17 protein-coding genes are annotated in these 20,570 nt (G+C 68.9%); 6 read left to right on the top strand and 11 right to left on the bottom strand.

Translation table 11 applies throughout. From position 1 onward, the window contains the following. Positions 1 to 66 precede the first annotated feature (66 nt). The 3 genes from ACLJPX_RS12180 to ACLJPX_RS12170 form a co-directional block, all read right to left on the bottom strand. Positions 67 to 1,605 (bottom strand): alpha/beta hydrolase, encoded by a 1,539-nt coding sequence (locus tag ACLJPX_RS12180; protein ID WP_410600168.1) that lies wholly within the window; start codon positions 1,603 to 1,605, stop codon positions 67 to 69. 141 nt (positions 1,606 to 1,746) lie between these two features. Beyond that, positions 1,747 to 3,147, bottom strand: a complete 1,401-nt coding sequence (locus ACLJPX_RS12175) for an NAD-dependent malic enzyme (RefSeq protein ID WP_410600167.1) — start codon at positions 3,145 to 3,147, stop codon at positions 1,747 to 1,749. 101 nt (positions 3,148 to 3,248) lie between these two features. After that, positions 3,249 to 3,431 (bottom strand): hypothetical protein, encoded by a 183-nt coding sequence (locus tag ACLJPX_RS12170; RefSeq protein WP_101610900.1) that lies wholly within the window; start codon positions 3,429 to 3,431, stop codon positions 3,249 to 3,251. 95 nt (positions 3,432 to 3,526) lie between these two features. Between ACLJPX_RS12170 and ACLJPX_RS12165 the strand changes: the two genes are divergently transcribed. Further along, positions 3,527 to 5,770, top strand: a complete 2,244-nt coding sequence (locus ACLJPX_RS12165) for a helicase-associated domain-containing protein (protein ID WP_410600166.1) — start codon at positions 3,527 to 3,529, stop codon at positions 5,768 to 5,770. A 370-nt stretch (positions 5,771 to 6,140) separates the two neighbouring features. On the opposite strand, the gene ACLJPX_RS12160 is transcribed toward ACLJPX_RS12165, so the two are convergent. The 6 genes from ACLJPX_RS12160 to ACLJPX_RS12135 form a co-directional block, all read right to left on the bottom strand. Then, the gene (locus ACLJPX_RS12160) at positions 6,141 to 6,752 is read right to left on the bottom strand and encodes a DUF742 domain-containing protein (RefSeq protein WP_410600165.1); all 612 of its coding nucleotides are present in this window, start codon (positions 6,750 to 6,752) and stop codon (positions 6,141 to 6,143) included. A gap of 6 nt (positions 6,753 to 6,758) precedes the next feature. Then, positions 6,759 to 7,181 (bottom strand): roadblock/LC7 domain-containing protein, encoded by a 423-nt coding sequence (locus tag ACLJPX_RS12155; RefSeq protein WP_020631857.1) that lies wholly within the window; start codon positions 7,179 to 7,181, stop codon positions 6,759 to 6,761. Positions 7,182 to 7,643: 462 nt separating this feature from the next. Then, positions 7,644 to 8,252 (bottom strand): GTP-binding protein, encoded by a 609-nt coding sequence (locus ACLJPX_RS12150; protein ID WP_026467043.1) that lies wholly within the window; start codon positions 8,250 to 8,252, stop codon positions 7,644 to 7,646. Then, on the bottom strand, positions 8,233 to 9,012 hold the full coding sequence (locus tag ACLJPX_RS12145) for a DUF742 domain-containing protein (RefSeq protein ID WP_076158620.1): 780 nt from the start codon (positions 9,010 to 9,012) through the stop codon (positions 8,233 to 8,235). The genes ACLJPX_RS12150 and ACLJPX_RS12145 overlap by 20 nt, the downstream gene beginning before the upstream one ends. Positions 9,013 to 9,037: 25 nt before the next feature. Next, complete coding sequence (locus ACLJPX_RS12140) at positions 9,038 to 9,496, bottom strand: roadblock/LC7 domain-containing protein (protein ID WP_101613540.1); 459 nt, start codon at positions 9,494 to 9,496, stop codon at positions 9,038 to 9,040. 20 nt (positions 9,497 to 9,516) lie between these two features. Then, complete coding sequence (locus tag ACLJPX_RS12135; RefSeq protein ID WP_410600734.1) at positions 9,517 to 12,633, bottom strand: nitrate- and nitrite sensing domain-containing protein; 3,117 nt, start codon at positions 12,631 to 12,633, stop codon at positions 9,517 to 9,519. A gap of 695 nt (positions 12,634 to 13,328) precedes the next feature. Between ACLJPX_RS12135 and ACLJPX_RS12130 the strand changes: the two genes are divergently transcribed. The 5 genes from ACLJPX_RS12130 (at position 13,329) to ACLJPX_RS12110 (ending at position 18,101) form a co-directional block, all read left to right on the top strand. Further along, the gene (locus ACLJPX_RS12130; RefSeq protein WP_410600164.1) at positions 13,329 to 14,345 is read left to right on the top strand and encodes an ABC transporter substrate-binding protein; all 1,017 of its coding nucleotides are present in this window, start codon (positions 13,329 to 13,331) and stop codon (positions 14,343 to 14,345) included. Between the two features lie 307 nt (positions 14,346 to 14,652). After that, the gene (locus ACLJPX_RS12125) at positions 14,653 to 15,597 is read left to right on the top strand and encodes an ABC transporter substrate-binding protein (RefSeq protein ID WP_410600163.1); all 945 of its coding nucleotides are present in this window, start codon (positions 14,653 to 14,655) and stop codon (positions 15,595 to 15,597) included. 8 nt (positions 15,598 to 15,605) lie between these two features. After that, the gene (locus ACLJPX_RS12120; RefSeq protein WP_410600162.1) at positions 15,606 to 16,376 is read left to right on the top strand and encodes an ABC transporter permease; all 771 of its coding nucleotides are present in this window, start codon (positions 15,606 to 15,608) and stop codon (positions 16,374 to 16,376) included. Further along, a complete protein-coding gene (locus tag ACLJPX_RS12115) occupies positions 16,373 to 17,206 on the top strand; it encodes an ABC transporter permease (RefSeq protein ID WP_410600161.1) in 834 nt (277 codons plus the stop codon). Before ACLJPX_RS12120 ends, ACLJPX_RS12115 begins: the two co-directional genes overlap by 4 nt. A gap of 22 nt (positions 17,207 to 17,228) precedes the next feature. Further along, the gene (locus tag ACLJPX_RS12110) at positions 17,229 to 18,101 is read left to right on the top strand and encodes an ABC transporter ATP-binding protein (RefSeq protein ID WP_410600160.1); all 873 of its coding nucleotides are present in this window, start codon (positions 17,229 to 17,231) and stop codon (positions 18,099 to 18,101) included. A gap of 107 nt (positions 18,102 to 18,208) precedes the next feature. On the opposite strand, the gene mdlC is transcribed toward ACLJPX_RS12110, so the two are convergent. Continuing rightward, entirely contained in the window at positions 18,209 to 19,792 is a 1,584-nt protein-coding gene (mdlC, locus tag ACLJPX_RS12105; RefSeq protein ID WP_410600159.1) for a benzoylformate decarboxylase, read from the bottom strand. Between the two features lie 89 nt (positions 19,793 to 19,881). Further along, the gene (locus ACLJPX_RS12100; RefSeq protein WP_410600158.1) at positions 19,882 to 20,559 is read right to left on the bottom strand and encodes a copper homeostasis protein CutC; all 678 of its coding nucleotides are present in this window, start codon (positions 20,557 to 20,559) and stop codon (positions 19,882 to 19,884) included. Positions 20,560 to 20,570: the final 11 nt, after the last annotated feature.

The following is a 20,570-nucleotide window of genomic DNA, read 5'->3' as shown; positions in this document are numbered from 1 at the left end:
CGTGCCTTAAGTTGCCAGCGCGCGCCCTGCCGACGTCGATCGCGATCGCGGGTTCACCTTGGAAAGTTAGAAAACCCGCTGCTTCGAGCGAACCTCGTCGAGTGCCTTCTCGCGATCCTGACGCTGCTGCGGCGTCATCGAATCGAAGAGCCCGCCCTTGTCCGCGGCGCAGGCCGTGTCGTGCGCGGGACGCTTGCCTTCGACGAAGAACCGGTTGACGGCGTTGTTGCCGCAAGCGTTCTCCGAGCCCAGCCAGACCCCGTGCCCGCCGTCGTCGACCGACACCATCCGCGCCCGGTCGCCCAGCGCGCGCCGCATCTCCTTGGCCCCGCTGAGCGGCGTGGCCGGGTCACGCAGGTTCTGCACCAGCAGGATCGTCGACGGTCCCCGGTCGCCGATCCGCACCGGCGGCTCGATCGGCTCCGACGGCCAGTACGCACACGCCCAGATGTTCGCCCCGGCCGCGCCGAACATCGGGTACTTGACCCGGTCCTTCTCGACGTTGCGCTGGTAGGTCCCGACGTTCTCGGGCCAGTTCGAGTCGTTGCAGACCACGTGCAGCTGGCCGGACAGCAGATTCCCGATGTCGATCTGCGCCGCCTGCGCGGACTGCTTCATGACGCCTTCGGTATCGAGCGACTGCCACTGCTGCGCCAGCACCGGGAAGGCGGCGGTCGAGTACAGCGCGCCGAACGTGCCCATCCGGAACGCCGCGCCGTCCACGCCGGGGACCGCGCCGCCGTCGAGCTTGGCGGCGAGTTCGTAGAACTTCGCCGTCACCTGCTGCGGCGTCCGGCCGAGCCCGTAGCTGGCGTGCCGTGCCGCCGCCCACTTCGCGAAGTCCGGGAAGCGGTCCTGGAACCCCTCCGCCAGCCGACGCGAGGTCGCCGGGTCGAGCCCGCCCGGACTGGTCACGCTGTCGAGCACGATCCGATCGGTCCGCTGCGGGAACAGCGTCGAATACGCGGCGCCGAGGTAGCTGCCGTACGAGACGCCGTAGTACGAGATCTTCTTCTCGCCGAGGGCTTCGCGGATGCGGTCCATGTCGCGAGCCGTGTTGGCCGTGGTGATGTACGGCAGGTTCGCCGCGGTCTTCGAGTCGCCACACTGCTTCGCGACGCCGGCCACATTCGTAGCCCGCTCGGCCACCGCCGCGGCGTCACGCGCGTACGGCGGGACGTTGCTCACCAGCTGCTCGGGCTTGAGATCACAGGTGACCGGCGTGCTGAGCCCGATCCCCCGCGGGTCGAACCCGATCAGGTCGTACGCGTCGAGCACGCTCGACGGCATCCCCGCCGCCCGCAGACCGTCCGGCATGGTCAGCCCCGGGCCGCCGGGGCCGCCCGGGTTCATCAGCATGACCCCGCGCCGCTTCGACGGCTTGGTGCTGGCGAGCTTCGACACGGCGATGTCGATGGTGGGCCCGCCCGGATTCCGGTAGTCGAGCGGGACCTTCAAAGTGGTGCATTGCAGCGTGGGCACGTCCGGACACTGTTCCCACCGCAACGACGAAGTCGCGGCGGACGCCGTGGCCGGTACGAGTACCGCCGTGGTGACCGCCGCGATCGTGAGTGCCCCGATTTTGCTCAGGACGGAACGCTTCATCCCCAACCCCCGTCAAGATCGAATTCCTGGTCGGAATCGAGACTATGAGCGGGCCGGGTACGGGGTCGTCACCCTGAAGTCGACCGCCTGGTCGGCCTCAGTGATGACGTGTCCACCGAATGGAGCAAGGGACCTTTGCTGTCACTTCTCGCTTTTGGCGACGGCCTTCGCGGCCCGCTTCACCGCTTCGGCGACGGCGGGGGCGACGGCACTGTCGAAGACGCTGGGCACGATGAACGACGCGTTGAGCTTGCCGTTGTCCACGACGTCCGCGATGGCGTCGGCCGCCGCGAGCAGCATGGAGTCGTCGATCTGGTGCGCGTGCGCGTCGAGCAGACCGCGGAACACGCCCGGGAACGCGAGCACGTTGTTGATCTGGTTCGGGAAGTCGCTGCGGCCGGTCGCGACGACGGCGGCGTGCTGCTGCGCCTCCAGCGGGTCGATCTCCGGGTCCGGGTTGGCCAGCGCGAACACGACGGCGTCGGACTTCATGGTCGCGACCTGCTCGGCCCCGAACAGGTTCGGCGCGGAGACCCCGATGAACACGTCGGCGCCGACGAGCGCTTCGTGCAGCGTGCCCGCCTGCTGGTCCTTGTTCGTGTGCTCTGCGATCCAGGTGAGGTTGTCGTCGAGGTTGCCGCGCGCGGAGTGCACGATGCCGTCGATATCGGCGGCCACGACGTCGCCGGGGCCCTTGCCCAGCAGCAGGCGGATGATCGCCGAGCCGGCCGCGCCGACCCCGCTGACCACGATCTTGCAGTCTTCGATGTTCTTCCCGACCACGCGCAGCGCGTTGCGGAGCGCGGCGACCACGACGATCGCGGTGCCGTGCTGGTCGTCGTGGAACACCGGGATGTCGAGCTGCTCGCGCAGGCGCGCCTCGATCTCGAAGCAGCGCGGCGCGGCGATGTCCTCGAGGTTGATGCCCGCGTACACCGGGGCGATCGCCTTGACGATCTTGATGATCTCTTCGGTGTCCTGGGTGTCCAGGCACACCGGCCAGGCGTCGACGTCGGCGAACTTCTTGAACAGCGCCGCCTTGCCCTCCATCACCGGGAGCGCGGCGGCCGGGCCGATGTTGCCCAGCCCCAGCACGGCCGAGCCGTCGGTGACGACGGCGACGGTGTTCCGCTTGATGGTCAGGCGGCGCGCGTCCTCGGGGTTCGCGGCGATCGCCTGGCACACGCGCGCGACGCCGGGCGTGTACGCGCGGGAGAGGTCGTCACGGTTGCGGAGCGCGACCTTGGGGGTGACCTCGATCTTGCCGCCGAGGTGGATCAGGAAGGTCCGGTCGGAGACCTTGCGGACCCGCACGCCCGGGAGCGAGTCCAGGGTCTGCGTGATGTCCTGCGCGTGGTTCTCCGACAGGGCGTTGGCGCTGATGTCGACGACGATCGACTCGGGGTGCGACTCGACGACGTCGAACGCGGTCAGCACGCCGCCGACCCGGCCGACGGCGGTCGTCAGGTCACCCGCCGCGGTGGACGACGCGGGGGCCTCCACCCGGACGGTGATCGAATATCCGGGACCGGGAACCGGCATGGCACTACCCCCGCTGAGGAACGCTCGAATAGGTCGATCGAAAACCTACTCCCGTGACGACCGCCACGAAGCCTCGCAGGGGGTGACTGACCAGTAACTTCTTACTTGTTGATCTCGGTCTGGGGGTGCACGTAGGGCACCGCGTCGAGCGGGAAGGTCAGGTCGCCGAACGGGGACAGCGCACCCTGCCGATCGGATGCGAGCTCGGTGACGGGGTGCTCCCCGTCTTCACCGGGCCACGTGGGATCGATTCCCGCGCGCTTTTTGTTCTCGCCCTTCGCCACAACGTCCTCCCGAGCATGGTCAAGCCGTTCTCTCCGACGACAGTCTGCCCGAACGCGGCTGCCGGGCTACCACCCGCCCGGTATCCTGATCCTCTATGCCCGCGCCCTCCCTGGCGGACTGGCTGCGCCAGGAGTCCGACGACGCACTCGCCGCGCTCCTGCGCACGCGTCGCGACCTGTCCACGCCACCCCCGTCCGACACCATCGTGCTCGCCACCCGGGCCGGCACGCCGGGCTCCGTCGCGCGCGCCTGCGAAGACCTCGACACCTTCACCCTCGCCGTGCTCGACGCCTTGCTGCTGGCCGGGGCGGACACCGCTCCGGTCGCCGCGGCCGAGGTCGCCCGGCTCACGGGCACCGAGATCGGCGAGGCGCTGGCGCTGCTGCGCAAGCGGGCGCTGGTCTGGGGCGAGGACGACGCGCTGCGCGTCCCGCCGTCCGCCCGCGACGCGCTCGGCCCGTTCCCCGCCGGGCTGGGGTCGTCGTCACCGGCGCTCACCGGTACCGACATCGACGCCGCGCTCGCGGAGGTCGGCGAGGACGAACGTGCCCTGCTGACGACGCTGGCCGCCGGGCCGCCGATCGGCCGCACCCGCGACGCGTCGGCCGAGGTCCCGCTGGAGCGGGCGCAGAACCCGGTCCAGCGTCTGCTCGCACGGGGGCTGCTCCTGCGCCGGGACGACCAGACCGTCGAACTGCCGCGTGAGCTCGGGATCGCCCTGCGCGGCGGGTCGGTCTTCGAACCGGCGTCGCTGCGCGAACCGGAACTCCCCGTGCATCCGCATCAGAGGTCCACAGTGGACACGACGGCGGCGGGCGAGGCGATGGAGTTCTTGCGCCAGACCGAAAGCATGCTTCGCGCGTGGTCCGAGACGCCGCCGCCGGTGCTGAAGTCCGGCGGTCTCGGGGTCCGCGAACTGAAGAAGCTCGCCAAAGACCTCGACGTCGACGAAACGCGGGTGACCCTGCTGGCGGAGATCGCGGTCGGCGCCGGGCTGGCGGCCGACAGCGAGGCGACGACGCCGGAATGGGTGCCGACGACGCTGACCGATTCCTGGCTCGCGTCGCCGACGGCGCAGCGCTGGATGACGGTCGCGCAGGCTTGGCTCGAACTGCCCCGGCTGCCCGGTCTCGCCGGCGGCAGGGACGCGAAGGACAAGCCGATCGCGCCGCTTTCGGAAGACCTGCGGCGGCCGTTGGCTCCCACTTCGCGACGGCGGATCCTCCTCGCCTTGGCCGCGTTGCCCGAAGGGGCCGGGGTGAAGAGCACCGACGAACTGGTCGCCGCGCTCGCCTGGCGCGCGCCGCGGCGGGGCGGGCGGCTGCGGGACGAAACCGTGCGCTGGACGATGGCCGAGGGCGCCGCGCTCGGCTTGATCGGGCTCGGCGGGCTCACCACGGCGACGCGGGCGCTGCTGGCCGAGGACCGGCCAGCAGCGGTCGAGGCGATGCTCGACGCGCTGCCGCGTCCGGTGGACCACGTCCTGGTCCAGGCCGACCTGACCGTGGTCGCGCCGGGACCGCTGGAAGCCGAACTGGCGACCGAGATGACCGCCGTCGCCGACATCGAATCGGCCGGGCACGCGACCGTCTACCGGATCACCGAGACCTCAGTGCGGCGCGCGCTCGACACCGGGCGGACGGCGGGCGAACTGCACGCGTTGTTCGCGGCCCGCTCGGCGACGCCGGTGCCCCAGTCCTTGAGCTACCTGATCGACGACGTCGCCCGGCGGCACGGGCGGCTTCGCGGCGGGGCCGCCGAGTCATTCCTGCGCTGCGACGACGCTTCGCTGCTCGCGGAGGTCATGGGCAGCTCTGTCGCGGCTAACTACGGCTTGCGCATGATCGCGCCGACAGTGCTCATCAGCTCGTACCCGCTCGCCGAGGTCCTCGACGCTCTTCGCGCCGCAGGGTTCGCTCCAGCGGCCGAAGGGCCCGACGGACGCGTCATGGACATCAGGCCGTCCGGACGTCGCCTGCCCGCGAAGGCGCGTGCCGCGCGTCGGGCGCCTGGGGAGCCTGCCGGGCTGACAGACGATCAGGTCGGCAAGATCGTCGCGCACGTCCGGGCCGGTGACGCCGCTTCGGCGCGCCGCCGGGGCGAGACGGTGCGCGCGCCGCAGGGAGGCGGCGCCGGGGACACGTCCGCGACGCTGGCGTTGCTGTCCCAGGCGACCATGGAGCGCCGCGAGGTGTGGATCGGTTTCGTCGACTCACGCGGGACGGCGAGCCAGCGTGTCGTGCGGCCGATGCGGGTCGGTGGCGGGGTCCTCGAAGGGACCGACAACGAGCGCTATCCCCTGCACCGGATCACCTCGGCGGCCCTCGTCGAAGACTGATCCCCGCGTTTCGTCCTCTAGTTGCGGTAGTTGCACACGCAAGGACCGCAACTAGAGGACTAAACGCGGGCAGGGCGGAGCTAGACCAGCTGCTCGGTGCGAAGATCCTTCAGCACCATCGACATGGCCTCGCATGAGTCGGCCATTACGGCGTCCCGATCCCGACCGAGTGCAAGGCGGCCCTGACCGCCGCGTGCCTCGGTCGATGTCCCCAATGAGGCATTGGAGACGCTGAGCGTCCCTAATGCGGCATTGGGGGCACCTCCACGATCTGCCGGCCCCAGCGTTTAGTCCTCTAGTTGCGGTAGTTGCACACGCAAGGACCGCAACTAGAGGACTAAACGCGGGAGGTCCGGAAACGCGGGGAGGGTCAGAGGGCGCGAAGGCCTTGCAGCACGCGCTCCATGAAGGCGCGCGAGGAGGAGTCGCCGAGGATCAGTTCCGTCTGGTGGATCAGCACCAGGCCCGCGTCCGCCATGTCGCCGACGAGCACCTTCACGACGCCCAGCGGCAGCCGCAGATGCGCGGCGATCTCCGCGATCGACCGGGTGTCCAGGCAGAGGTCGCAGATCTGCCGGTGCTCCATGGTCCGCACGCCGCGATACCGGCGGCCGTCGTCGCTGGTCGACACCAGCGCCTCCAGCGCCAGGGCGTGCGCGGTCCGGGTGCGCCCGCCGGTGCGGGTGTAGGGCCGGACACGCGAGCCCGAGGACGGCAGGTAGACCGAAGCGGGCGCGCTGCCCGAGGGACCGGAACCGGCGGCGCCGTTCCCCGCGGACGCGGGACGCGGTGTCGACTGACGGATCGGCGAGGGCATCGACGCAGGGGCCGGCTCCGGCGGCGCGACCTGGCGGCGCGGCATGACCGTGCTGATCGAGCTCAGCTCGAACCTGCTCGGGGAGTCGAAGGCTTCGCGTTCGGTGCCTTGGTAGAGGGAGTCCCAGCCTGGAGGTTCCGGCTCGGTGAATCCGGTGATCTTCATCGGCGGCTACCCACGTACGCCGCCCTGCAGCTGCGCCCGCAGCTCGGGAGTGATCTGCTGGCCGACCCGCTCGACGAGCAGGGTCATCTCGTAGGCCACGGTGCCGATGTCACAGGTCGGCGCGGCCAGCACGGCGAGTGACGAGCCGTCGGCGACCGACATGAGGAAGAGGTACCCGCGTTCCATCTCGACGACGGTCTGGTTGACCCCGCCCGCGTCGAAGCAGCGTGCCGCGCCGGCGGTGAGGCTGATCAATCCGGAAGCGACCGCGGACAGCTGTTCGGCCCGTTCCTGCGGCAGCCCTTCTGACGGCGCGAGAAGAAGACCGTCCGCGGAGACCAGCACGGCGTGCGCGGCACCGGGAACCCGGCGCGCGAAATCCGTGATGAGCCAGCCGAACGAGCTCTGCTGCTGTCCGGATGCCGTCACAAGTCCCTCCTCGCTGCGTCAAGACCACCTGGGCGGCGTGGTCCGGACGTCTTTCCCCGACCAGCACCGACCTGGCACCGGCGAGCCGAAAGACGCCTCCACCCAGCGTATTCGTCCCGCCGATCGTGTCGAGCCCGCCACCCGGCCGCAGGTGTTAACCGAACGTAAACGTCCAGCCGCTCACCGCGTCGACCTATCGCGAACCACGCATTCGTGGGTCACCCCGTGGTGGCCGGGTGCGACCGGGCGTGAGTCGGCGTCCACGCAGGTCATCGACGGTCCGGCCACCCGATCGGGTTACACCTGCACGGAATCGGCCTCAAGGGGTCGCCTCGCGGTCAGTCCTGCCGATGGCGCCACTCCCCGAAGCGGGTGAAGCCTGCCGAGTTCACTCCAACGGCCGCATCCGCTTCGGGCTTTCGTCTGTATTTCACCCCGCGCGCACCCTCTTGTGTCGTGTTTCTACCCAGCGCGCAACGCCGAATCGTGTGCGATGGCGTGCTGCACGACCGAGATCAACACCTGCTTGGCGGACTCACGTTCCCGAGCGTCACAGGCCATGATCGGCACGGACGGTGAGATCGTCAGCGCGTGCCGGACGTCCTCGATCTGGTGGTGCAGCAACCGGTCGAAGCAGTTGATCGCCACGACGTACGGCAGCTTCCGGTTCTCGAAGAAGTCGATCGACGGGAACGCGTCGGCGAGCCGCCGCGTGTCGACCAGCACGACGGCACCGATGGCGCCGACCGCGAGGTCGTCCCACATGAACCAGAACCGGTGCTGGCCCGGCGTACCGAACACGTACAGCACCAGATCCGAGTCCAGCGAAATCCGGCCGAAGTCCATGGCAACGGTCGTCGTCGACTTGTTCGGGGTGGCCGAATTGTCGTCGACGCCGGTACTGGCCTCGGTCATCATGGCCTCGGTGGTCAGCGGATCGATCTCCGAAACCGCTCCGACCAGCGTGGTCTTCCCCGAGCCGAATCCGCCAGCGACCACGATCTTGGCCGACGACGTCGGCCCGGCCACCTGCGGCGCATTCGCGTCGGAGTCAAATTCTCCGAAGCCCACTGAGCACCCTCTCCATGAACTCGATACTGGGCCGGTCACCCACGTTCTGGCTGGCGGTGTGCACCAGGACCAGGCCGAGGCCGGCCACGTCTCCGATCAGCACCCGGACCACGCCGAGCGGCAGGCGCAACAGCGCCGCGACTTCGGCGACGGACCGGGTGTCCAGGCAAAGGTCGCAGATCGACCGGTGTTCGGGGACGCGTACCCGATCGAGCACACGTCCCTGTTCGCTGGTCGAGATCAACGCCTCGATGGCAAGGTCGTACGTCGGCTTGGTCCGTCCCCGCGTGCGGAAGTACGGCCGGACCAGGCCGGAGGATTCGACGTCGGTGGTGTACTGCTCGTCGACGAACTCGTTCTGCGCCTGCTGCGGCAACGCCGCGGCGAGCGGGTCGGCCGCGGCCGCCCGGCGCTCCTCCTCCTTGTCGAAGGAGAACTTGGCGAACTCGCCCGAGTCGTACAGCGGACCGCTGCCACCACCGAACAGTTCCGCCCCGGGGCCGCCGAGCAGGCGTTCCCGGTAGTCCGTGACGCTGAAATCGGCGGGTCCCTGTCCCGCGTTCGAATCGGTCAGCCAGCGGGAGGCCTCGTCCGGGGACACGGGGTCGTTGTCCGACCCCTGTGCCCGTCGCGATCGCCATTCGCGGTCGACCCGGTCCCGGAAGGACGTCCAGTCCTCCCGGCCGTCGTCACGTTCCGACCACCCGCCGGAGAAGTCGTCACCGAGCCGGCCATCGCCCCTCAAGCGCCCGTCGTCCACGGCATTCTCCTCGGTTCCCGGTCGCTCAGCGGCGGACCGACGCGCCCTGCAGCTGCGCGCGCATCTCCGGTGTCAGCTGTTGTCCCACGCGTTCCACCAGCAGGGTCATCTCGTAGACGACCAGGCCGATGTCACTCTCCGGCGACCCGAGGACCGCCAGGCAGGACCCGTCCGACACCGACATCAGGAAGAGGAAGCCGTTGGCCATCTCGACCACCGTCTGCGCGACCGTGCCGCCTTCGAACACCTTGGCCGCACCGCGCGCGAGGCTGGTGAGCCCCGACGAAACGGCGGCGAGCTGGTCGGCCCTGTCCTTGGGGAGCCCCTTCGAGGAGGCCAGGAGCAAACCGTCCGCCGACACCACCACGGCATGCGCCGCGCCCGGGACCCGGTGCACGAAATCCGTGATCAGCCAGGCAAAGCTGCTCGTGTGTCCTCTACCCTGCGCCTGGCCGCCAGGCTGCGCCGGACCGCCCGGCTGCATCGCACCCGCCCGTGTCACTTTCACTCCTTACTGCTGTCATCGGCAGGGGAATCCGCACCCCTGCCAGTCACCGGAACGCCGTTGTCGTCCAGCGCATCGAGCGGGCGGTCCTTCAACGCGTGCCGTCCCGACTTGTAACCCTGCTGGAAGCTTGCCATCCGGCTTCGAGCTGCCGTCGCCGAGCGGGCTATCGCACCCGTTCCCGGCATTCCGGAAGTCTTGTCGGCGAACGAGTCTTCCTTCTTCGGCTCGTTCCCGCCGATCGAACCGGGGACGAGATACTGGTTCGGCACCCGTTTGGGCAGGCCGGCCGGGGTGATCTCGTCGTTCCGGTCTTCGTACAGGACCTGCGCCGCCTGCCAGCCGTCGTCCGACGCACTGCGCCAGCCATTGTCCTGGAGCACCGTCTCCGGCGGAACACTCTGCGGGGTCCGAGTGGGCAACGCCTCTTCGGCGGGCTCGACGACGTCTTCGGCGGTTTCGTCGAGACCGTGGCGGTTCTGCTCGGGCACGTCCGACGCGGGCGGCTCGACCGGTTCGGTGTAGGTGGTCGGCTGGTCGCCGCCCGCCTCGTCACCTTCGCTGAACCAGCGCGAGAGCACCGACTGGTAGATCGGAAGCCGCCTGGTCGGGACGTCGTCCTCGAGCGCCGACTTGCCCGTGTCCGCGGGCTCCTCGGGCTGACGCGACGGCTCGGCCGGGGTCACCGGGACGTAGCGCGGCTCCCGCTTGGGCAGCACGAGCGACGCGAACTGCGTCTCCGTGCCGCTGGAGGCACCGTCGCCGTTCGTCGGCGAGATGTCGTCCGCCGTCGGCCACGCCGGGCTTTCCTCCACGGGGGCGGCGGGGCTGAGGAACGGCCCTGCCGCGTTCTTGCCCGCGACGAGGTCGTCGAGGCTGATCGGCTGGTCGAGCGGGACCAGCCCGCCCTGCTGCGCGACCGGCTGGTGCGACGGCGGCTTCGACGGCGGAGGCGGGGTCATCTCCAGGCCGCGGTCGGAAGCGGGGATGCTCGGCAGCGAGGTCGACATCTCGGACATCGAGGGCATCGACGGCATGGACGTTTCCGAGCGGTTCGGCGGCGGCGGGGTGTTCCGCACGCCGGGCCGCATCTGCGTGAGCAGCTCGGCGGGCACGACGACCCGCGCGATCACGCCGCCTTCGATGTCCTCGTTCTCCCGGAGCCGGACCTCGATGCCGTGGCGGCGCGCCAGGCGCGCGACCACGTACAGGCCCATCCGCCGGGTCACCGAGACGTCCAGGTCCGGCGGTTCGGCGAGTCGCGTGTTGACCTCGGCGAGCCGCTCCTCGGTCATGCCGACACCGTGGTCGGTGACCTGGATGGCGAGCGCCTTCTTGCGGGTGATCACCGCGCGGACGGTCACCTTCGTCTCCGGCTCGGAGAAGTAGGTGGCGTTGTCCAGCAGTTCCGCGAGCACGTGCACGAGGTCGTGGATCGTCAGGCCCTGGACGGCGACCTCGGGGACGATCCCGATCTCGATCCGGGCGTACTGCTCGATCTCCGAGACCGCGGCGCCGATGACGTCGGCGGCGGGCACCGGCTTGGGCACCGACTTCGCGAGACCGGCGCCCGAGAGCACCAGGAGGCTTTCACCGTTGCGGCGCAGCCGCGTGGCGAGGTGGTCGAGTTCGAACAGGCTGGCCAAGTGGTCCGGGTCCTGCTCGTCGGCCTCGAGCCGGTCGATCACGCCGAGCTGGCGTTCCACCAGCCGCTGCGACCGGCGGGACAGGTTCACGAAGATGCCGTTGACGTTCTCGCGCAGGAGGGCCTGTTCGGCGGCCATCTTGACGGCCTGCGCGTGGACGACGTCGAACGACCGCGCCACTTCACCGATCTCGTCACGCGAGGTGACGGGCACCGGCTCGACCGACCGCTTCGAGGCGTTGACCGGGTCCGGGTCGTCCAGGATGGCTTGCACGGTTTCCGGCAGTCGTGTGTACGCCACGTCGAGCGCCGTCTTCCGCAGCACCCGCAGCGGGCGCAGCATCAGGCGGGCGATGACGAGCATCAGGAACAGCGCCGCGAGCAGGGCCAGCAGCACGATCGCGCCGCCGATCCAGGCCGAGTTGATCGCGTCGGTGGCCAGGCCGTCGGCCTGTGCCCGCAGCTGGCCGAGCAGGTTCGTCTCGACCGCGCGCAGCTTGTCGAGCGCGACCCGGCTGTCGTTGCCGAGCGCCACGTTGTCGATCTCGGGCTGCACGTTCTGCTGGTGCAGCGAGAACGCCATCGTGGTGATCCGGCGGCGGTCGTCGACCTCGGGACCGGAGAAGGTGTCCGAGTAGAGCTGCCGCTGTTCGGGGCTGGCGTTGGCCAGGAAGGCCGCGGTCGAGGCGTCGCCGCTGGCGACCGCCGAACGGGCCTGGTCGAACAGGTCGCCGGGGAACGCGTTGCGGAAGGAGGCGATCAGCAGCGCCGCGTCACCGCGGGCGATGAACTCCTTGCTCTCACTGATGGCCTGCACGGTGACGCCGAGCCGGAGCACGTCGCGGTTGGCCACCGCGGTGGTCACCTCGCGGCCGAGCTGGACCAGCGAGTCGAGGATGCCGGAGTAGGCGATGAGGACCGGGGTGTCGCCCAGCAGCGAGGTGTTCATCGCGCCGCGCAGCGGGCGCAGGGCGTCGAGCCGCTGCAGACCACGCGAGTAGCGGTCCCTCGTGTCCTGATCGTCCGGGTTGATCTGGTTCGCCGAGGCCCGCAGGTCGTCGACCGCGCGGTCCACCTTGGCGATCTGCGCGTCGAGACCGGCTTGGCGCGACGGGTCGTCGGCGGCGATGTTGGCGACGGCGAGCGCGCGTTCGCTCTGCAGCTCGTGCACCACGAGCGTGATCTTGTCGGCGAACGCGACCTGGTCGGCCGTGTCCTGGAACCGGGCGGCCTCACCGCCGTCGTCGATCACGCGCAGGGTGCCGAGCGCGAGCGCGGTCAGCGTCGGAATGATCAGGACGGCCGCGAGCTTGGATCGCAGACGCCAGTTACGCAGGCCCAGGAACGACCCGGCCACCTTCCCGCCAGGACCGTCTCCGGTTTCCCGCGCAGGGGTCCCTCCCACCCCCGCGGTGTCTTCGTTCGGCACCGCCGCACCACCATCATCTTCATCCGGGCCGGGAAAGCCCATTTTGGACACGCCGTTCTCGAGCTGGCCGTACTGCTGTCTGGGTCGGTTGTCGGAGACCACTACCCGCACGCTCCTGCCACCTGGCAGGGATGTGCTCGGCGTGAGTATTCACTCCTCCGAATGAGGAGGTCGTCTTCGACGCAGTCTCTCAGGTGCACTTGACCGAAACCCCGTCTGGCGTCATTGGTCTATTCGGCCTAACCCGCCAGTACGCGGGCGCGCACCAGTGAAGCACGGACGTGTTCAGCACCCGTTCGGACAAGACGCACTTGTTCCACACAGAGTGCCTTGCACCTCGGGAAAGGTCCAGAGCGTTCGGCCATCCAAGGCACTCTCTTTCACTACATCAGTGGTCCACACCTCACTACCGGTGCATGAGGGTAGCGAACGGCAGGCCCAGATGTAACCCTTTGGACAAGACATACGAGAAGGCACCGGACGGGTCTTGACCTGTTGGCGCTCAGTTGGCAACAAACTCTCGCCACGCGCCTCCGATGAACACGCCCAGTTGTGTTCACTTCTGACAAACAACCTGTTCGGGTGATCGTTACCACTGGGGATCATAGGATGACCACCCATTGTGAGCACGTTGTCCGTTCTCTACAGTGAGCGCGTGGCTCTGACAAAGAGTCACTTCCTAATTCCGCATCAGGCCACGTCATCACGTGTCCTCCCCCTCGATCAGGAGCACCACTTTGCTTTCGAAGAAGGCCTTGAGCGCCAGCCTGAGCCGGCGTGGGGCGATCGCGCTCGCGATGGCGGCCGTCGTCACGACGTCGGTCGGCGGCTGCGGCCTGCTCGGCGGGGACGATTCGTCCTCTTCCGGCGGCTCCGGGAACCTCGAGAAGTCGAAGATCAAGGTGGCGGTGATGTCGACCATCGACCTCGCCCCCCTCCGTCTCGCGCAGGACGGCGGCTACTTCAAGAACGAAGGCCTCGATGTCGAAGCGATCGAAGCCGCCACCGGCCAGGTCTCGCTGACCAAGCTGATCGGCGGCGAGGTCGACATCGCGTACGCGAGCTACACGCCGTTCTTCATTGCGGCGAGCAAGGGCTCCGCCGACATCAAGCTGGTCGCGGACGCCTCCTCCGCGGGTCCTAAGAGCACGATGCTGGTCACGCTGCCGACGTCGACGGTGAAGAGCGTCGCCGACCTGGCGGGTAAGAAGATCGGCATCACCGCGCCGAACACCGTGTCCGACACACTGTCCAAATCGGTCATGAAGGACCACGGTGTGGACACCGCCAAGGTGCAGTGGGTGCCGATCCCGTTGCCGAACGTCGGGGCCGCGCTCAAGAACGGCGACATCGACGCCGGCTTCCTGACCGAACCCTTCATCACCCAGACCGCGAAGCAGGCGGGCACCGTCCCGGTCGTGGACACCGCCACCGGCGCCACCCAGGACTTCCCCACCGCGGGCTACGGCTCCCTCGGCAAGTTCGTGAGCGAGAACCCGAAGACCGTGGCCGCCTTCCAGCGCGCCATGCAGAAGGCGACCCGCGACGCGGCCGACCGCTCCAAGATCGAGCCGCTGCTGGTCAAGTACGCCAAGATCGACCAGGACACCGCCGCGCTGACCACGCTGCTGACGTTCCAGTCCACCCTGGACCCCCGCCGCATCCAGCGGGTCCCGGACCTGCTCCTGCAGATGGGCGCGATCCAGAGCAAGATCGACGTCGGCCCGATGATCGCGGCACAGTCCACCAGTTGATGACACGCGGTTACCCCGAATTGCCGCTCCACCAGTAATTCGATCACTAAAAGTAGCGTTGTCCAAGCGGGTGATCACGCGATCAGGCGAATGGCCTAAATTGATCACCCGCTCACGACACCCATTGTGAGTGAGTGGGCAAATCTCTAAGGTGACCGCGTGCCTGGCGAAAATGAAGCCACGACACGGATGAAAACCCAAACGGTGATTCATTGTTTCCGAGGAGCTGGCTTTGTTTCGAGACGCCATGAGCAGGAGCGGTGTACGTAGAGGACGGGGCGCCATCGGTGTCGCCCTGAGCGCGCTCATGTTGGCCACATTGGGCGCTTGCGGTGCCCTCGGGGGCGAGGATTCGTCCAAAGCGGCCGGCGGCGACGGCGCACTGGAGAAGCCGAAGATCAAGGTGGCCCTGCTGCCCGTCGTCGACCTCGCGCCGCTGCGGCTGGCGCAGGAAGGCGGCTACTTCAAGGCCGAAGGTCTCGAGGTCGAAGCGGTCGACGCTCCCAGTGGTCAGGCTTCGATGACCAAGATGATCGGCGGCGAGGTCGACATCGCCTTCTCCACCTACATGCCGTTCTTCATCGCGAAGAGCAAGGGCGCGGCCGACATCCGGCTCGTGGCCGATGCCGTTTCCGCCAGCCCCAAGAGCAACGCGGTCGTCACGGTGCCGACCTCCACGGTCAAGACGATCAACGACCTCGCGGGCAAGAAGATCGCGATCACCGACAAGAACACCGCTTCGCACCTGCTCACCGTCTCGGTGATGAAGGACCACGGCGTCGACACCAGCAAGGTGCAGTGGGTGCCGATGCAGCTGCCGAACATCGCCGCCGCGCTCTCTTCGGGCCAGGTCGACGCGGGCTACCTGCCCGAGCCGTTCCTGACCCAGGCTTCCAAGGTGGCAGGCGCGACCCCGGTGGTCGACATCGCGACCGGTGCCACCCAGGACTTCCCCCTGGCGGGCTTCGGCTCGCTCGGCTCCTTCGTGGACAAGAACCCCAAGACGCTGGCCGCGTTCCAGCGCGCGATGGCCAAGGCCGTGCGCGACTCGGCCGACCGCTCCAAGATCGAACCCCTGATCGTCAAGTACGCCAAGGTCGACGCCGAAACCGCGTCACTGCTCACGCTGCCGACGTTCGGGTCCACCCTGGACCCGCGCCGCCTGCAGCGCGTACCGGATCTGCTGCTGCAGACCGGGGTGCTGACGACCAAGCTCGATGCCGCCCCGATGCTCTCCCCTCAAGCTGGATAAAGGTAAAGGTGTCACGACTTCTCCGTGCCCTGGCCGGTCTGGCCGGTTTCTTCCTCGTCTGGGAAGTGATCGTCCAGGCCGGCCTGGTCCGTAAAGAGTTCCTCCCCCCGCCGTCCGTGGTCGTCGTGACGATCGTCGAACAGTTCGGCGAGGTGCAGTTCATCCGCGACCTGATCGCCACCTTCCTCGCGTGGGCGATCGCGCTGCTCATCTCGGTCGCCATCGCCGTGCCCGCCGGGCTGCTGCTGGGCAGCATCCCCGGACTGCGCACCGCGACCGCGGTGGTCATCGAGTTCCTGCGGCCGATCCCCGCCGTCGCGCTGATCCCGCTGGTGCTCCTGCTGATCGGCGGCGGCCCCGAAGCGAAGATCACGCTCGCCGTGTACGCGTCGCTGTGGCCCATCATGTTCAACACGATCTACGCGCTCGGCGAGATCGACCCCGTGCTGATGGAGACCGCGAAGGCCTGCGGCACGAGCAAGTTCCGGACGATGACGTCGGTGGCGCTGCCGCATACCGCGCCGTTCGTGTTCACCGGGGTCCGGCTGTCCGCCAACATCGCCCTGATCGCGGTGGTCAGTACCGAATTCCTGGCCGGCGCCAAACTCGGCATCGGCAACTTCATCATGCAGGCCAGTACCGGTTCGACCAGGTTCGATCTCGTCCTGGCCGGCACCGTGGTGGTCGGCGCGCTCGGCTTCCTCATCAACGGCGGGCTCGAAATGATCGGCAGGCGGGCGTTCCGCTGGAGCACGGTCGACCGGGAGGCGATCTCGTGACGACCCTCACGCTGACCAGCCGCGTCGGCAGGCGCGTGGGCCGGGGCCTCGGCATCCTGGTCCGCAACTGGCTACTCTTCTTCGCCCTGCTGGGGATCTGGGAGCTTTCGACCCGGCTCGCGCAGAGCCCGTTCTTCCCGCCGCCGACCGAAATCCTGACCACCTCGGCGAAGCTGTGGTTCACGGGTCCGGCCTCGCAGCTGTTCCTGACCGACACCGTGTTCGACAACGTCCTTCCCAGTCTCGGCCGGACGCTCGGCGGCTGGCTGCTGGCCGGTGCCCTCGGTGTCGCACTGGGTGTCGCGCTGGGCCGGTCCAAGCACGGGATGGACTACGTCGGACCGCTTTTCGCGTTCTTCCGCTCGGTGCCGCCACCCGCGCTGATCCCGGTGTTCATCGTCCTCTTCGGACTCGGACCGGGTATGCAGACCGGGTCGATCATCTTCGGCGCGATCTGGCCGGTGCTGCTCAACACCGTGGACGGCGTCCGGTCGGTGGACCAGGTGAAGATCGACACCGCGAAGTCGTTCCGGACCCCGCGGTCGTACTGGGTGCGCTCGATCGTGCTGCCCGCCGCCGGACCGAAGATCTTCGCGGGCCTGCGGCTGAGCCTGTCCATTTCCCTGCTGCTGATGGTGATCTCGGAACTGGTCGGCTCCTACAACGGCATCGGCCGGTCCCTGATGGACGCCCAGCAGGCGTTCGACTTCCCGCTCATGTGGTCGTGGCTGGTCCTGCTCGGACTGCTCGGCTTCGGGTTCAACGCGGCGTTCCTCGCGGTGGAGCAGAGAGTGCTTCGCTGGCAGCCCACCCGCAACGGCCGTATCTAGTTCTTCTCGAAGGGTCAGCAAGATGTCAACCATGCTCGAAGTCTCCGGGCTGAACCACCGGTACGGCGCGGGAGAAAAGGCGCACGTCGCGGTCAACGACCTGTCGTTCACCGTGGAAACCGGCCAGCTCGCGAGCATCGTGGGCCCGTCGGGCTGCGGAAAGTCGACGCTGCTGCGCTGCATCGCCGGGCTGATCAAGCCGACGTCCGGCCGGGTCAGCCTGCACGGCGACGACGTCTCCTCAGGCGTGCCGGAGGACTTGGCCGTGGTGTTCCAGGACTACAGCCGCTCGCTGTTCCCCTGGCTCTCGGTCGCGAAGAACGTCGAGTTCCCCTTGCGGTGGCGCAACTTGAGCCGCTCCGAGCGCCGGACGCGGGCGCAGGACGCGCTGGACTCGGTCGGCCTGTCCGGCGTCGGTTCGAAGTTCCCGTGGCAGCTCTCGGGCGGTATGCAGCAGCGCGTGTCGATCGCGCGCGCCCTGGCCAGCCAGCCCGCCCTGCTGCTGATGGACGAGCCGTTCGCGTCGGTCGACGCGCAGACGCGGTTCGAACTCGAGGACCTCACCCGGCGCGTGCAGCGCGATAACGGGAGCACGGTTCTCGTGGTCACGCACGACATCGACGAGAGCGTCTACCTGTCGGACCGGGTGCTGGTGCTGTCGAAGTCGCCGGCGACCATCGTCGCGGACCTGCCGGTCGGGCTGCCCGCGGAGCGGAACCAGATCACCACGCGTGAGTCCGCGGAGTTCGTGACGCTGCGCGGCGAGGTCGCGCGGCTGCTGCACGGTGGCTCGCCCGAGGCCGTCACCGCGGCCTCCGACGCGGCCGAGTACGAGCTGGCGCAGAAGGCGGCGGAGTCGTCCTCTGTAGACGCTGACGCTCACTCGAAGGGCTGATCCTTTCCGCTCGCCAAGTGCTATGAAAGGCCCGTTACTTGCAAATTTTGCAAGTAACGGGCCTTTCATAGCGCGCGCGAGGGCCTCGGCGCCGAGGCCTCGAGCGCTCAGTACAGCGTGCGCGGGTTCGCGTCGATGCGGACGTGCACCAGATGCGGCCGCTCGTCCGGCAGCGCGGCCTCCAGCGTCGGCTTGAGGTCCTCCGCCTTCTCGACGACCGACGTCGCCAGGCCCAGGCTCTTGGCCAGCGCGGGAAAATCGATGCCGCCGAGGTCGACACCCGGCACCTTCTCCCCGCCCGCCGCCTCGCCGAGGATGCGCACGGCGGCGTACTGCGAGTTGTCGAAGATCACGAACGTCACCGGCAGGTTGTTCTGCGCCGCCGTCCACAGTGCCTGGACGCAGTACATGCTCGACCCGTCGCCCAGGATGGCGACCACCTTGCGGTCCGGGCGGGCCAGCGCGGCACCGACGGCGGCGGGGAGGCCGTAGCCCAGGGTGCCGCTGGCGACGGTGAGGAAGCCGGTGTCGGTGGATTTGATCGGCAGGTGGTCGTGCAGTTCGTTGCGGTGGCTCGGCGTCTCCTCGACGACGATCGCGTTGTCCGGCAGGACTTCCGAGATCACGGAGTAGGCGAAGCCGGGCGTGATCGGCGTGACCGCGGCGGGCTTTTCCATCCGGGTGCGGGATTTCGGCGCTTCCCGCGGCGCGGCGCGGTCCAGCAGCGCGCGGATCGCGAGCTTCGGCGTCGCCCGGATCCCGGTGCCCTCGGCGGCCCTGGCGAGGATCTGTTCGTCGTCGCTGATCAGGAACAGCGGCGGCAGCGTGGTTTCCGACTCGCCCCGGTACACGTGGTAGGTGAACGCCGGGGCGCCGATGACGACCACGAGGTCGTGGTCGGCCAGCGCTCCCGCGAGCGTTTTCCGTTCCGGCTGCAGGAAGCCGAAGAACTGCGGGTGGTCCTCGGGGAAGGAGCAGCGCGCGCCCATCGGCGGCGCCCAGACCCCGGCGCCCACCTTCTCGGCCAGCGCGACGACGTCCGGCACGGCGCCTTCGCCGTCGATGCCGGGGCCGACCACGATCGCCGGGCGCTCGGCGGCGTCCAGGGCGGACACCAGTTCGTCCAAAGCGGACGGATCGGGCGCGAAGCCGCGGATCGGCGGCCGGGAGACGACCGGCTTCGTGGTCTCGACGTCCCAGTCGTCCACCGGCACCGAGACGAACACCGGACCCATGGGCGCCTGCGTCGCGATGTGATACGCCCGCGCCAGCGCCGCCGGGACGTCCTCGGCCCTGGCCGGTTCGCAGCTCCACTTCACGTACGGCTTGGGGAAGTTCGTCGCCTCGACGGCCCCGAGGAAGGGGTCGTCCGGCAGCAGCGACCTGGTCTGCTGGCCGGCGAGGATGATCAGCGGGGCGTTGTTGCGGTACGCGGTGAAGACATGCCCCAGGGCGTGGCCGACCCCGCCCGCCGAGTGCAGGTTCACCAGCGCCGGCCGTCGCGCGGCGCGGGCGTACCCGTCGGCCATCGCGACGACGGACGCCTCGTGGAGCGCGAGCACGTAGGTGAAGTCGTCGGGCCAGTCCGTCAGGAAGGCGATCTCGGTGGTGCCGGGATTGCCGAAAATCGTGGTCAGGCCCAGATCACGCAGCAATTCCCTGGTCGCGTCACGTACGGTGCGGGTAGCCATGGGCCCCACGCTATCTGGTCCTATCCGGATAGTTGAAGATGCAACCTCATATCACCGTCCGTGGTCTGGACCTGACCCGTCGCGTACACCTAGTCCTTGACCAGGGCCGCCCACTCGCGAACGGCGGCGGCGTCCACATCGGACTCCCAGCCGCCGGGCCGGACCGCGCTGCCGACGTGGAACGCGCGCACCCCGCCCGCCCGCAGCAGATGCACCTGCTGCGCCCGCAGGCCGCCGCCGACGAGCAGCTGGGGCCCGTCCGTCCGGCGGGCGAGCCGCTGCAGTACCGAGAGTCCGTGCGCCACCCCGTGCGGATGCCCGGCCGCGAGCACCGTGTCACAGCCGAGCGCGGCCAGCTGGTCGTAGGCGCGCAACGGGTCACGCGCGCGGTCGATGGCGCGGTGGAAGGTCCACGGCAGACCGTCGAGCTCCTTGACCAGTGTCTCGCAGGCGTCGACGTCGATTTCGCTTTCCAGGTCCAGGAAACCGAAGACGAACTCCCGCGCGCCCGCGTCGATCAGCCGGGCGGTGTCCGCTCGCAGCCCGTCGAGGTCTCCGGCGGCGAAGGACATGTTGTCGCGCAGCATGACCCGCACCGGGAGATCGGTGGCGGCGAGTACGTCGCGCAGCGTCCCGACCGACGGCGAGAGACCGTCGCTGGCCATGTCGCTGACCAGTTCGAGGCGATCGGCCCCGCCCTCCTGTGCGCGCTCCGCGTCCGCCGCGGTCAGCGCGATCACTTCCAGCAGGCCGGTTTTCGAACTCATGGACCTTCCAA

Source organism: Amycolatopsis sp. lyj-90, from assembly GCF_046549035.1.
Classification (GTDB): Bacteria; Actinomycetota; Actinomycetes; order Mycobacteriales; family Pseudonocardiaceae; genus Amycolatopsis.
This window is presented reverse-complemented; position numbering and strand designations above follow the sequence as displayed.